Genomic DNA, 13,135 nt, shown 5'->3' on the forward strand with positions numbered 1-13,135 from the left:
GGGGGGCGGGAGGCGGGGTCAGGAGTGGAACGGCAGCCCGGCGTCGGCCGCCAGTTCCAGGTCGTCGGCGTCGGACGGCGGCAGGAGGGTGGCGCCGCCGTCGCTGACCGCGACCACGCCGAGTTCGATCAGCTCGGACAGGGCGGCGCTGCCCGCCATGTCGCGGACCTGCAACTGATAGCGGGCGGTGGTGCGGTAGGCGCCGCCCGCGTCGTCGCCGGTCCGCTGGAGGAAGCCGGATTCGGTGAGGAAGGCGACGGCCTTGGCGACGATGCCGGTCGTCGAACCGGCGAGCCGACGGGCGTCCTTGGTGGCGCCGGTGGAGCTGCGCCGCGCGTAGATCCGCCAGGCGGCCTCCAGGCCCGGGGCGCCGCTCTCGGGGTCGGTGTTCTCGCCGGTCTCCTCGGCCCGCTCCTCCAGACGGCGGCAGGCCTGCCGCACGAAGGCGTCCACGCCGTTGACGGTGATCCGCCCGATGTAGCCGTCGTCGGCGAGGTCCTCGGGCCGGGGGAACGCCATGGCGGCGACGGCGAGATGGGCCAGGCCGTGCAGGAAGCGGTCGGCGGAGTCGGGGGCGGCGGCGCGGCGCGCGTAGTCGCCCATGCGGACGGCGAAGACCGAGTCCTCGGCGGCCGTCACGGCCATGCCGGCGCGGGGCGACACCTCCAGGACGATCAGGCCGAGCCCGGCCGCGACGGCGTCGGCGAGGCGCGCGAACGCGGGGTCCTCGCGGTGCCGGCGCAGCAGCTCGCCGTATTCGGCGTCCCTGGCCGGCAGCAGCTTGGGCTGCAGGCCGAAGGCGACGAGCCGGGCGGCGTCGGCGGCGTCGGCGGGGGTGATCCGGCCTTCGCCGCCGGCGCCGGGTGCGGCGGGCGCCGCGGCCTCGGCGTCGTCGCCGAACGCGGGCTCGGGGTGGTGGTCGGTCACGGGTGCTTCTCCTTGGTGCGTACGTTGCTGGGCGCGGCGGGGTGGGCGCCTGCGGCGGACCTCTTCCCCACCCCGCCCCTTCCCGAGACCCTCCGGGGGTCGGATGGGAAAGGTGTGGTCCCGGGGCTCCGCCCCGGACCCGGCGGGGGCTGCGCCCCCTGCACCCCTGCTGCGGGGCCGAGGGGCGCGGCCGCCATGGGAGCCCGGGGGCGAAGCCCCGGGAACCTCACGCCGCCTCCGTTCGGCCCGCCGCCATCCCCGCAGCGTCCAGCAGGGCCGTCCCCACGATCAGGTCCGCCCCGCCGAACTCCGGGTCGTCCAGCTGCGTGCCGTCGTCCACCGCGAACAGCAGACGCTCCTCGCCCTGGCGGTACGCCGTGCCCACCGGCGGGCTCGCCGCGTGGACCGCCAACAGGGCGACCAGGTACGGCAGTTCGGGGTCGAGGCGGCGGGCCTCGGCCAGCAGGCCGGAGAGGCGGCGCGGGGCGTCGTGCTCCAGGTCGAGCAGTTCCATGGCGGCGGCGAGCTGCTCCTCGCTGAACCGGCTGTCGTCGGGGGTGGCGATCAGGTCGGGCTCGGGCATCTCCGCGCCGAGGTGCTCGCGCTCCAGGGGCGGCGTGAGCAGTATGTCCACGAGGTCGCCGACCCGGACGGACACCGGTGTGCGCAGGCCGGTGCCGCGGGCGAAGAAGGCGTCGGTGACGCGGATCGCCTGTTCCACCGGGAGCGGCAGTACGGGCGCGACCAGCTGTCCGTACAGGTCGAGGCCGGAGCGGGCGGCCGGGCGGGCGAAGGCCTGGCGGTCCTGTTCGGCACGGAAGAGCGGGCCGGCCTCCAGGAGGCGGGACTGGAGCTGGGTGTGGCGGCGGATGCAGTCCTTGACGATGTCGACGAGCTCGGCGGCGCGGCGCTTGTGCTCCGGGTCCTCCGCCTCGTCGCGGGCCTTGCGGATGTTGGTGAGGATCGCGTTCTCGTGCCGGTAGCGGTCGGCGACGTGGTCGAGGGCCTCGGCGATCATGTCCGGCACCGCGTTGAGCCAGTCGACCGCGCGCACGTTGCGCCGCGTGGCCTCCAGGGTGCGTCGCAGCGTCTCGGCGTACTGGACGGTGCGGTAGCGGGCCTGTTCGGCGGCGAGCTGGGCGTCGGCCAGGCGGCCGCGGCTGATCAGGATCTCCAGCTTGACCTCGGCCGCGATCTGGGCGCTGGTGACGTCGGTGTCGAGGGCGCCCACCAGGACGTTGACGGCCTCGTCGGTGGTGCGCAGGTACACGGCGCCGCCGTACCCGGGGACCTCTTCGAGGAGCTTGAAGTCGTAGTCCCTGCGGACATAGACCCCGTCCGGGTTGAACGTGCCGTACACCGCGCGGAAGCCGCGGTCCACGCTGCCCACGTTGATCAGGTTCTCCAGGACCCAGCGGGCCACCCGCTCGTGCTCGGCGGCGGGCCGGGCCGGTGCCTGGGCGGCCACGCGCGGGATGAGCCGGGCCACGATCTGCTCGTGGTCGGCGCCCGTGTCGAAGTCCATGTTCAGTGTGACGAGGTCGATGGAGGCGAGGGCCACCTCGGCCATCGCGTACACCGAGTACTCGCCCGCGAGGTTGGCCTTGCGCACGTCGAGGTCGTGCAGCGGCGCGGTGCAGGCGAGCGCGCGCAGACGCCGCGCCAGACCCTCGTCGGCGGCCGGGCCCGGTGCGGGGCGCGCCGCCGCGCTGAGCTGGGGCGGAACGGGTTCCGTCGAGGCAGGCGAAGTCACGGTGGACAGATTAGGTCCTCGCACTGACAACGGTCGAAACGGCGCAGATCAGCCCGCTGCCCATGGCCTCCGTATGCGGCTAGGCGAGGGCGTCCGCGACCAGTTTCCCGTAGGCCTCGACGAGCTGGGCGCGCGAGTCGTCGAGGTAGTCGGCGAGAAGCCGCCGAGCCCGCCCCCGCTCGCCCGCGCGCAGCGCCTCCAGGATCTCCCGGTTGCGTACGAGGTAGGGCTGGTGGAGGCGGCGCGGGTCGTCCACCACGTGGAAGGCCAGGCGGAGTTCGGCCAGGACGCCGCGCATCAGCTCGTCGGTGCGGGCGCTGCCCGCGAGGCCGACGAGTTCGCGGTGGAAGTGGATGTTGGCGGTGGAGACGCCCTGCCAGTCGCCCTCCTCGGCCGCGCGTTCGCCGCCCGACACGGCCGCGTCGAGCCCTTCGAGAGGGTAGGGCGGCTCGCCGAGCCCCTGGACGACGGCGCATTCGACGAGGCGCCGGGTGCGGTAGATGTCGGCCACGTCCTCGACTGCCAGCACCCTGACGAAGACCCCGCGATTGAGCTCGTGAACGAGGAGCCGTTCGTGGGTGAGCAGCCGGAACGCCTCGCGCAGGGTGTTGCGCGACACTCCGAGGGCCTTGCCGATGGCGTCCTCCGCGAGGCGCTCCCCCGGAGGGAAGAAGCCTTCGGCGATCCGGGTGCGCAGGATGTCCGCGACCCGCTCAGCCGTGCTGGTTCGGCCAAGCAGCGCACGGTCCTCGGCAAGTCCACCGAGTCCGGAGTCCGTTGTCGCCACAGCGCCCTCTCTCCCCCGCCGGCCGTTCCCGCCGACGCGTGGCCCCATCGTAGAAGCATCGCGAGGACATGGGGACATGGGGACACGAGGACATGGGGATGTGAGGAAGCCAGAACGTCCCGGCATGAGTCTTGTCGGATCGTTCAACAATCCCCTACGTTGAGAGGAACCGCACACGGGCGCCGCACACCGGAGCACCACACCGGAGCCCCACTCCAGAACCGCACCCCGGACGCGCGCTCAAGGAGCCCCACGACCGGACCCGCTCTCCGGACCCGCACAGTCTCGGCAGCCCTCTCATCCCCTCCCGCGAGGTGCACATGAGCACGACCAAGGCACAGCCGCAGCACGGTCAACACCCGCACGACAACGGCCCGTTCGGATGGCTGCGCGCGCTCGGACCCGGTGGGCGCCGCGCCTTCGGAGGCGCCTTCGGGGGCTACGCCCTCGACTCGTACGACTTCTTCACGCTCCCGCTCACCATGGTCGCGATCTCGGCCTACTTCGGGCTCGACACCGGCCAGACGGGGCTGCTCACCACGGTGACGCTGGTGGTCTCGGCCGTCGGCGGCGCGTTCGCCGGGGTGGTCGCCGACCGCATCGGCCGGGTCAAGGCGCTGATGATCACCGTCGGCACCTACGCGGTCTTCACCGTGCTCTGCGGGTTCGCGCCCAACTACGAGACGCTGCTGGTGTTCCGGGCCCTGCAGGGTCTCGGCTTCGGCGGCGAGTGGGCGGTCGGCGCGATCCTGGTCGCCGAGTACGCCTCGGCCAAGCACCGCGGCCGGACCCTGGGTGCCGTGCAGAGCGCGTGGGCGGCCGGCTGGGCGCTCGCCGTCGTCGTGTACACGCTGGTGTTCCAGTACGTGGACGCCGACACCGCCTGGCGCGTGGTGTTCTGGACCGGGGCGCTCCCGGCCCTGCTGCTCGTCTACGTGCGCCGCAATGTCAGTGACGCCCCCCAGGCCACCGAGCGGCGCCTCGCCACGGCCGCCACCACGAGCGGCGCCGCCACCTTCGCCGCCATCTTCCGGGGCCCGCTGCTGCGCACGACCCTCTTCGCGGTGCTGCTGTCCGCCGGTGTCCAGGGCGGCTACTACACGCTCGCCACGTGGGTGCCGACCTTCCTCAAGAGCGACCGGCACCTCACGGTCGTCGGCACCGGCGGCTATCTGGCGTTCCTGATCTCGGGCGCCTTCATCGGCTATCTGACCGGCGGGTACCTCACCGACCGGCTCGGCCGGAAGAAGAACATCGCCCTGTTCGCGGTCCTGTCGGCCCTCTGCATCCTCGCCTACACACACCTTCCGTCCGGGGCGAACACCCTCCTTCTGGTGCTCGGTTTCCCGCTCGGCTTCTGCATGTCGGCGATCTTCAGCGGCTTCGGCTCGTTCCTCAGCGAGCTGTACCCGACCGCTGTGCGCGGCACCGGCCAGGGCTTCACGTACAACACCGGGCGGGCCGTGGGCGCGTTCTTCCCCACCCTGGTCGGCTATCTCGCCGACAGCTGGGGCGTGGGCGGAGCCCTGGTGTTCGGCGCGGTCGGCTACGCCATCGCCGTACTGGCCCTGCTGGGACTGCCCGAGACCCGCGGACAGGAGCTGTCGTGAACGCCGTGGATCCCACCTCCTTGTTGTCTCCGAGTGCGGCCCGCGCCCTGTTCCGTTCGGGCACGGACGTGCCGACCGCGGGCTGGGCGCCCGGGCACACCCAGGTGAACCTGATCTCCGTACCGGCCGACTGGGCCGAGGACGTACGGCTGTTCTGCGAGCGCAATCCGCAGCCCTGCCCGGTCCTCGACGTCACGGAGCCCGGCTCCTTCAGGACGCGGCTCGCCCCCCATGCCGACCTGCGCTCGGAAGTTCCCCGCTACCGGGTGTGGGAGGACGGCGAGCTGATCGCCGAGCCGGCCGACGCCACGGGCTTCTGGCGGAACGACCTGGTGACGTTCCTCATCGGGTGCAGCTTCACCTTCGAGTCCCGACTGGCCGCCGAGGGCGTGCCGTTGCGCCACGTCGAGCAGGGCCGCAACGTCTCGATGTACGTGACGAACCGGCCCTGCAGGCCCGCGGGGCGGCTCAGCGGCCCGCTGGTGGTGTCGATGCGGCCGATCCCGTCCCCTCTGGTGAGCACGGCCTGCCGGGTGACGCGGGCGATGCCCGCGGTCCATGGCGCGCCCGTGCACTCGGGCGATCCGGCGGCGCTCGGCATCGGCGACCTGTCCCGGCCCGACTTCGGGGACCCGGTGGAAGCCCGGCCCGGTGACGTGCCGGTGTTCTGGGCCTGCGGGGTCACGCCGCAGGCGGCGGTGATGGCGTCCCGGCCGCCGTTCGCGCTCACCCACGCGCCGGGCCGGATGTTCCTCACCGACATCCGCGACGAGCGGTACCGCACGCCCTGACCCGCGCCGGCCGAGCGCCCCGCGCCCGCCCGGGGCAGACTGCACCACAGGACCACACACCGCCTCGAACAGGAGATCCCGCACCCATGACCCGGTCCGCGACGACGTCGATCGACCTCAATGCCGACCTCGGCGAGGGCTTCGGCCACTGGCGGTTGACCGACGACGAACAACTTCTGTCCGTTGTCACCAGCGCCAACGTGGCCTGCGGCTTCCACGCGGGCGACCCGGCCATCATGCGGCGGGTCTGCGCCCTGGCCGCGGAGCGCGGCGTACGCATCGGCGCCCAGGTCTCCTACCGCGACCTGGCGGGCTTCGGCCGCCGCTCCATGGACGTACCGCGCCATGAGCTGGCCGCCGAAGTCGCCTACCAGATCGGCGCGTTGGAGGTCTTCGCGCGCGCCGCGGGCAGCCGGGTCTCCTACGTCAAACCGCACGGCGCGCTCTACAACCGCGTCGTGCACGACGAGGAACAGGCGGCCGCCGTCGTCGAAGGGATGCTGCTCGCGGGCGGGGCGCTCCCGGTCCTCGGGCTGCCCGGCTCCCAACTGCTCGCGGTGGCCGAGGAGGCTGGGCTCGGCATCGTCACGGAGGCGTTCGCGGACCGCGCCTACACCGCGCACGCCACGCTGGTGCCGCGCGGCCGCGACGGCGCCGTCGTCAGCGACCCGGATGCCGTGGTGGCGCGCGCGGTCACGATGGCCCTGGACGGCACGGTCGTGGCCGAGTCCGGCGAGCCGGTCCCCGTCGGCGCGGGCTCGCTGTGCCTGCACGGCGACACCCCGGGCGCGGTGGACCTGGCCCGCCGGGTGCGGGCGGCGCTTGAGTCGGCGGGCGTCCGGGTGGCGGCGTTCTCGTGAGCACCCTGCGCACCCTGCCGGTCGGGGAACACGCCCTGCTGGTCGAGCTGGAGAACGGTGAGGCGGCCGGGGCGCTGCACGCCGAACTGCTGCGCCGCCGCGCCGCCGGAACACTGCCTCCGGTACGGGAGATCGTGCCCGCGGCCCGCACCGTACTGCTCGACGGCGTGAGTGATCCCCCGGCGCTGGCCGCCGAGTTGACGGCTTGGCGCATCCCTCCTCTGGAGGCGGGCACCCAGGAGACGGTCGAGATCTCCGTGCGCTACGACGGCCCCGATCTCGCGGACGTCGCGGCTCTGTGGCAGGTCTCGGAGCGGGAGGCGGTACGCATCCACTCCTCGGCCGAGTTCCGGGTCGCCTTCTGCGGGTTCGCGCCCGGCTTCGCCTACCTCACCGGGCTCGGGGAGCGGTACGCCGTGCCGCGCCGGGACACGCCGCGCACCTCGGTCCCGGCGGGCTCGGTCGCGCTCGCGGGCCCGTACACCGGTGTCTATCCGCGCTCCTCCCCCGGCGGCTGGCAGCTGATCGGCCGTACGGACGCCGCCCTGTGGGACCCGCACCGCGAGCCCGCCGCCCTGCTCACCCCGGGCACCCGGGTCCGTTTCGTCCCCCGGGCGGCGCGATGACCGACCGGGCCCTGTCCGTCGTACGGGCCGGAGCGCTCACCTCCGTACAGGACGAGGGAAGACACGGCCACGCGCACCTCGGGGTGCCGCGTTCGGGCGCGCTGGATCTGCCCGCGAGCCGTCTCGCCAACCGCCTGGTCGGCAACGCCATGGGGGCGGCCCTCCTCGAAACGACCCTCAACGGGTGTGCGGTACGGCCGCGTTGCGCGGTCACCGTGGCGGTGACCGGGGCGCCCTGCCCGGTCACGCTGGACGGCCGGCCGGTGGCGTGGGGCGCCCCGGTGCGGGTGCCCTCGGGGGCCGTGGTCGAGGTGGGCGCGGCGACCCGCGGGGTGCGCTCCTACCTCGCGTTCGCCGGCGGCATCACCGTAGAGCCGGTGCTCGGCAGCCGCTCCACCGACCTTCTGTCGGGCCTCGGCCCGGCGCTGCTCAGGGACGGCGCCGTACTGCCGCTGGGCCGCCCGGCCGGCGCGTACCCGCACGTGGACGAGGCGCCCGCGCCGGGCGTGCCGGAGGAGTTGGTGCTGCGCGTGCGCCCGGGGCCGCGCGCGGACTGGTTCACGGCGGACGCCACGGCCGTTCTGGCGGGTGGACGCTACCGGGTGTCCTCGTCGAGCAACCGCATCGGGCTGCGCACCGAGGGGCCCGCGCTGCGGCGTGCCGTGGAGGGTGAACTCCCCAGTGAGGGAATGGTGTTGGGCGCGGTCCAGGTGCCACCGGACGGACGGCCGGTGGTCTTCCTCGCCGACCATCCGACGACCGGCGGCTACCCGGTGATCGGCGTCGTCCCCGAGCCGGATCTGGCGGCCGCGGCTCAGGCCGCCCCCGGCACGCCGCTGCGGTTCGCGCCGGTAGGGCGGCCCTGACCCGGCGATACGGCCGCCAGCGCGGAGGTGAGGGTCTCGGCGGCATGCAGATCGAGCCGCGCCGCATGGCGCAGCTCCTCGCCCGCCAGGCGCAGCAGCTGGGGCAGCAGGTCGGTGGAGCGGCGGGCCAGCCAGGCGGTGCCCGAGGTGGCCAGCCAGTACAGGGACGCGGCGGCGCCCGGCGGCTGACGTTCCGGCTCTACGGAAGGTGGCGCACCCGGCGCGAGGCCGCGTTCGGCGAGCAGCGCGTGACAGCGGGCCGCGATCAGCCGGTGTCCGCGCTCGCCCGGATGCAGCCGGTCCGCGCTCCACAGGGCCCTGTCCTCGACCCAGGCGGGGTCGGCGAGGTGCAGATGAACCGCCCCGTACCGCGCGGACAGGGCGTGCACCACGGCGTTGACGGCCCGCTGTCTCCTGGCGAGCGGGCGGGCGAGCGGCCCCGGCAGCCCCAGCATGGCGCCCGGGTCGGGCAGACAGGCCGTGAGCAGCACCGCTCCCGCTCCGGCGAGGCCGCCGTACACCGCGTCAAGGCGTACCGCGACGCGGTGAATGTCGTAGGAGCGGCGCAGTGTGTCGTTGACGCCGACGACTACGGAGGCGAGGTGAGGCGCGAACTCCCTTGCCATAGGCGCCTGTTGCTCAAGAACGTCCAGGGTCAGCGCTCCGCTGGTGGCGAAATTCCGGAACTCCCACCCCGGCTGATGGTTCGCGAGCAGCGTCGCCCAGCCGCGCCAGGCGCCGGACACGGGGTCTCCGACACCTTCGGTGAGCGAGTCGCCGAGCGCCGCGAACCGCAGCTCCCGCAGCGGCAGTTCAATGGCCTCACCGGCGAAGGCCATGGCGGTCACGCGATCACCCCCGGCGCTTCCCGGACGGTGCCGGTCCGCACCACCGGCGCCTCGTGCGCGGCGAGGAAGGCCGCCACCGAGGCGTCCCAGCCGAACAGTTCGGCCCGCGCCCGCGCGGCAGCCCTGCGTCCCGGCTCGGGCCTGGCCAGCAACTTCCGGACGGCTGCGGCGAATTCCTCACCCGTTCCCCCGGCCGCGAGACCCGCGTCGCCGATGACCTCGGGCAGCGCGGACGACGCGCTGCACACGACGGGGGTCCCGCAGGCCAGCGCCTCCAGGGCCGAGAGGCCGAACGTCTCCGCCGGGCCGGGCGCCAGGCAGACGTCGGCGGCGGCCTGGAGGTCGGCGAGCGTTTCGCGGTCGGCGAGGTGCCCGAGGAACTCGACCGGCAGCCGTTCCGCGGCCGCCCGGCGCTCCAGGCTCCCCGTCAGCGGGCCGTCCCCCGCGACCACCAGGGCCGCCCGCACCCCCGAGTGCCGCAGCGCGGCGAGCGCGTCCAGGGCGAGGCCGGGCCGCTTCTCCACCGAGAGCCGCGAGCACATCAGGAGCAGCACCCGGGCGCCGCGCGCGTGCCGGGCCCGCAGTACCGTCGAGCGGCGCCCCGGCCTGCACTGCGCGAGGTCGACGCCGAGCGGCGCCCTGACCACGTTGCGCACGCCGATCCGCACGAACTCGCGCTCCGCCCACTCCGTGGTGCACACGATGCGCGAAAACGCCCAGCCGGTACGCCTGTTGAGCCGGTCGGCTGCGCCGCGGGCCATCGCTTCGGGCAGGCCCCAGGTGCGCAGGACCCCGTCGGCGGTCTCGTGCGAGACCATCACGGAGGGGACCCGGGCCCGGCGCGCCCACTCGCCGGTCCAGCGCAGGGTGGTGCGGTCGGACACCTCGATGCGGTCGGGCGTGAGGTCTTCGAGGACCTGGCGCACCCGGCGCCGGTCGGCGAGCACCCGGTAGCCGCCCGTGCCAGGCAGTACCACGCCCGGCAGCGTGATCACCCGCCCCTGCTCGGTGAGTTCGTCCTGCTCGCGCCCGCCCGGCACGACGAGCACGGGTTCGTGTCCGGCCGCCAGATAGCCCCGGCCGAGCTCGCGCAGCGCCGTGCGCAGGCCGCCGGAGGCGGGGGTGACGAAGTTGGCGAGCCGCACCATCCTGAGGCCGCTCATGCCGCCACCGCCGCGCGTGCGCCGAGCACCTCGGCATAGTGGTCAAGGAGCAGATCGCCGACGGCGGCCCAGGTGCGGTCGCGCACCGCCTCCCGCCCGGCCTTCCCGTAGGCGCCTCGCAGCCCCGGATCGGCGAGCTTCAGAACGGCCTCGCGGACGGCCCCCGCGTCCCTCGGCGGCACGAGCAGACCCGTACGTCCGGGGCATACGAGATCGAGCGGGCCGCCCGCCGCGGGCGCGATGACCGGCACCCCGCTCGCCATGGCCTCCTGCACGGTCTGGCAGAACGTCTCGTACGGGCCGGTGTGCACGAAGACGTCCAACGAGGCGTAGATCCGGGCGAGTTCGTCGCCGGTGCGGCGGCCGAGGAAGACCGCGCCGGGCAGGGCGCCGCGCAGGGCGGGCGCGCTGGGCCCGTCCCCGGTGACGACGACGCGTACGCCGTCCAGGGCACAGACGTCCGCGAGGAGCTCGACCTGCTTCTCGGGGGCGAGCCGGCCGACGTAGCCGACGATCAGTTCGCCGTGCGGGGCGAGTTCGCGGCGCAGCGCGGCGTCGCGCCTTTCCGGCCGGAAACGGTCGGTGTCCACGCCGCGCGGCCACAGCCGCACCCGCTGGACGCCGTGCTCCTCCAGGTCGCGCTGGGCCGAGGTGGAGGGGGCGAGGGTGCGGTCGGCGGCCGAGTGCACGGCCTTGAGGCGCCGCCAGGCGGTGCCTTCGCCGGTGCCCATGTAGGTGCGGGCGTACCCGGCCAGATCGGTCTGGTAGACGGCGACGGCGGGGACGTCGAGGCGGGCCGCGGCGGCCATGCCGCGTACGCCGAGGACGAAGGGGCTCGCCAGGTGGACGAGGTCGGCCCGGTGGGCCGCGATCGCGGCGGCGACCCGGCGGCTGGGCAGCGCGAGGCGGACCTCTGGATAGCCGGGCAGCGGAAGCGAGGGCACCCGTATGACGGGGCACGGCGCGTCAGAGCCCTCCCCCGTGGCCGTGGCCGGGGCTATGACGAGCGGTTGGTGACCGCGTGCGGCGAGATGCCGGGCGGTCTGCAGGGCGCAGTGGGCCACGCCGTTGACGTCGGGCGGGAAGGATTCGGTGACGATGACGACACGCATACCCGTGTTGTCGTCGCGCCGGACGTGGCCCGGCCGACTTGGATCTTTCCGCCCGGGGAACGTCCCATGAGCGTTGTCTCACCCGGGGGTCCGGCCGTGGATCGCACGGCCCCGCCTCCGGTTGCCGTGGGTCACACGGCCGTGGGGTCCGGGCCGAGCCGGTCGTGGATGGCGCTCTGCACCTCGGCCTCCTCGGCCGGGTCGGCGGCGAGCCTGCGCAGTCGTTCGGCCACGCGGGCGTCGACGAGCTCGGCGTACTGGGCGGCCACTTCTCTGGTGGTCTCCTCGCAGTCCCACAGGCACTCGACGGCGAAGCCGGTCGCGAAGGAGGGGTCGGTCGCGGCGAGCGCACGGGCGGTGCGGCCGCGCAGCTCTGAGGAGGCGGTCTCGCGGTAGACGTGCCGCAGAACGGGGGCGGCGCAGCAGATGCCGAGCCGTCCCGCCCCGTCGACGAGCGCCCGGAGCAGCGGTGCGTCGGGGCCTTCGGCGCGTACGGTCTCGCGGAGCGCGCCGAGCACCAGCTTCTCGTCGCCGGCCTCGCCGCGTGACGCGAGCACGCTGGCGGCGGAGGCACCGAGTTCGTCGGGGCGCTGGACCCAGCCGCGGGCCCGGTCGACGGCCTCGGGGCCGCACATCCGCTCGAAGGCGTGGACGGCGGCTTCGGCGGCGATGCGTGAACCGGTCGAAACGGCTGATTCGATCAGGTCGAGCACACGGGCGTCGCGTGACTCGGCGAGATAGTGCAGGGCGGCGCCGCGGGCCCCGTCGGTGCCGGAGCGGGCCGCTTCGACGATGGCGTCGCGGTCCTCGGGCCCGGCGACGGCGCCGAGGCACCTGGCCGCGGGCAGGTGCAGGACCGCGCCGCGTTCCAGACCTTGGTCGGCCCAGTCGAAGACGGCCTGGACGCTCCATCCGGGGCGGGGCCCGGACGGCCGCATCTGGCGCTGCCAGCGGTCGAAGGAGCCGGTCTCCTGGGCGGCCCGCACCCGGGCGCCCACGCTCTCGCGCGGATCCTCGGCCCACAGCCGCCAGGGGCGCGGCTCATAGGCGTCGCGCACGGTGGCGGCGAGCTCCGCGTCGCCCTCCGGAGTGGCGGGGAAGCGGCCGAGCACGGGCATGGCAAGGGCGCGCAGGCCCGCGTCGTCGTCGCGCAGCGCGAGCTCGTCCAGGGCCCAGGCCCAGTTGGAGCCGGTCGCGGCGTAGCGGCGGAGCAGCGCGAGCGCGTCGTTCCTGCCGTACGAGGCGAGGTGGCCGAGGACGGCGAGGGCGAGCCCGGTCCTGGAGTCCTCGGTGTCGAGGATGTCCTCGGCGCCGAAGAGGTGGTGCTCGATCTGGTCGAGCCCGCCGTCGAGATCCAGGAAGAGGCGCGCGTAGTACAGCGAACGGTTCTCGACCTGCCAGTCGTGGCGGGGGTCGCTCAGTACGCAGTGGTTGAGGGCCGCCAGGGCCTCGTCGCGCGGGGCGGCCAGCGCGTGCAGGGTGCCGTCGCCGCGGCCCCGCTGCAGCAGACCGAGCAGCGTGCCGCTCGGCGCTATGACTGGATCGAACATGGAAATAGCCTCACATCAAGCTGTCGACGCAACCGGGGATTCGTGCCTTGCCCTAGGCCGCGCAGCAACATGAGGGGTCGCCCGCCGTCTTTTGCTTGGTGTAGACCATCTTCCTGCCTTTCGTCGCGGTCCCCGATGTAGGGACCCTGCCCCCGATGTAGGGGTTCGACGTCATGATGACCCAGCCATTTCGCCATCGCGACCACATTTACGGCGCCCCTCTCAGCGGGCTCTTCGGTGGA

12 protein-coding genes are annotated in these 13,135 nt (G+C 74.1%); 5 read left to right on the plus strand and 7 right to left on the minus strand.

Going from position 1 to position 13,135, the window contains the following annotated elements:
* Positions 1-18 precede the first annotated feature (18 nt).
* The 3 genes from ACWC2B_RS32425 to ACWC2B_RS32435 form a co-directional block, all read right to left on the minus strand.
* Positions 19-927, minus strand: a complete 909-nt coding sequence (locus ACWC2B_RS32425; protein WP_450722919.1) for a hypothetical protein — start codon at positions 925-927, stop codon at positions 19-21.
* Between the two features lie 226 nt (positions 928-1,153).
* On the minus strand, positions 1,154-2,680 hold the full coding sequence (locus tag ACWC2B_RS32430; protein ID WP_450722921.1) for a hypothetical protein: 1,527 nt from the start codon (positions 2,678-2,680) through the stop codon (positions 1,154-1,156).
* Positions 2,681-2,759: 79 nt separating this feature from the next.
* Positions 2,760-3,467 carry a GntR family transcriptional regulator gene (locus ACWC2B_RS32435; RefSeq protein WP_450722923.1) on the minus strand — a complete coding sequence of 236 codons (708 nt, stop codon included), beginning with the start codon at positions 3,465-3,467 and terminating at the stop codon, positions 2,760-2,762.
* 320 nt (positions 3,468-3,787) lie between these two features.
* Here ACWC2B_RS32435 and ACWC2B_RS32440 point away from each other — a divergent pair, with 320 nt between their 5' ends.
* From ACWC2B_RS32440 to ACWC2B_RS32460, 5 genes are all read left to right on the plus strand, one after another.
* On the plus strand, positions 3,788-5,077 hold the full coding sequence (locus tag ACWC2B_RS32440) for an MFS transporter (protein WP_450722925.1): 1,290 nt from the start codon (positions 3,788-3,790) through the stop codon (positions 5,075-5,077).
* Complete coding sequence (locus tag ACWC2B_RS32445) at positions 5,074-5,868, plus strand: putative hydro-lyase (RefSeq protein ID WP_450722927.1); 795 nt, start codon at positions 5,074-5,076, stop codon at positions 5,866-5,868. The genes ACWC2B_RS32440 and ACWC2B_RS32445 overlap by 4 nt, the downstream gene beginning before the upstream one ends.
* An 86-nt stretch (positions 5,869-5,954) precedes the next feature.
* Positions 5,955-6,728, plus strand: a complete 774-nt coding sequence (locus tag ACWC2B_RS32450) for a LamB/YcsF family protein (protein ID WP_450722929.1) — start codon at positions 5,955-5,957, stop codon at positions 6,726-6,728.
* A gap of 5 nt (positions 6,729-6,733) precedes the next feature.
* Positions 6,734-7,354, plus strand: coding sequence for a 5-oxoprolinase subunit PxpB (gene pxpB, locus ACWC2B_RS32455; protein WP_450723010.1), 621 nt, complete (start codon positions 6,734-6,736; stop codon positions 7,352-7,354).
* Positions 7,351-8,220, plus strand: a complete 870-nt coding sequence (locus ACWC2B_RS32460) for a 5-oxoprolinase subunit C family protein (RefSeq protein WP_450722931.1) — start codon at positions 7,351-7,353, stop codon at positions 8,218-8,220. Before pxpB ends, ACWC2B_RS32460 begins: the two co-directional genes overlap by 4 nt.
* Here the strand turns inward: ACWC2B_RS32460 and ACWC2B_RS32465 are convergent.
* From ACWC2B_RS32465 to ACWC2B_RS32480, 4 genes are all read right to left on the minus strand, one after another.
* Positions 8,169-9,026, minus strand: a complete 858-nt coding sequence (locus tag ACWC2B_RS32465; protein ID WP_450723012.1) for an SGNH/GDSL hydrolase family protein — start codon at positions 9,024-9,026, stop codon at positions 8,169-8,171. The two genes, ACWC2B_RS32460 and ACWC2B_RS32465, sit on opposite strands and share 52 nt — an antisense overlap.
* A 38-nt stretch (positions 9,027-9,064) precedes the next feature.
* On the minus strand, positions 9,065-10,231 hold the full coding sequence (locus ACWC2B_RS32470) for a glycosyltransferase (protein WP_450722933.1): 1,167 nt from the start codon (positions 10,229-10,231) through the stop codon (positions 9,065-9,067).
* Positions 10,228-11,343: a glycosyltransferase family 4 protein gene (locus ACWC2B_RS32475; RefSeq protein WP_450722935.1), complete on the minus strand. Its 1,116-nt coding sequence runs from the start codon at positions 11,341-11,343 to the stop codon at positions 10,228-10,230. Before ACWC2B_RS32475 ends, ACWC2B_RS32470 begins: the two co-directional genes overlap by 4 nt.
* Before the next feature lie 131 nt (positions 11,344-11,474).
* Entirely contained in the window at positions 11,475-12,893 is a 1,419-nt protein-coding gene (locus ACWC2B_RS32480) for a HEAT repeat domain-containing protein (RefSeq protein ID WP_450722937.1), read from the minus strand.
* Between the last annotated feature and the right edge of the window lie 242 nt (positions 12,894-13,135).

The sequence above is a fragment of the Streptomyces sp. NPDC001415 genome, assembly GCF_053597395.1.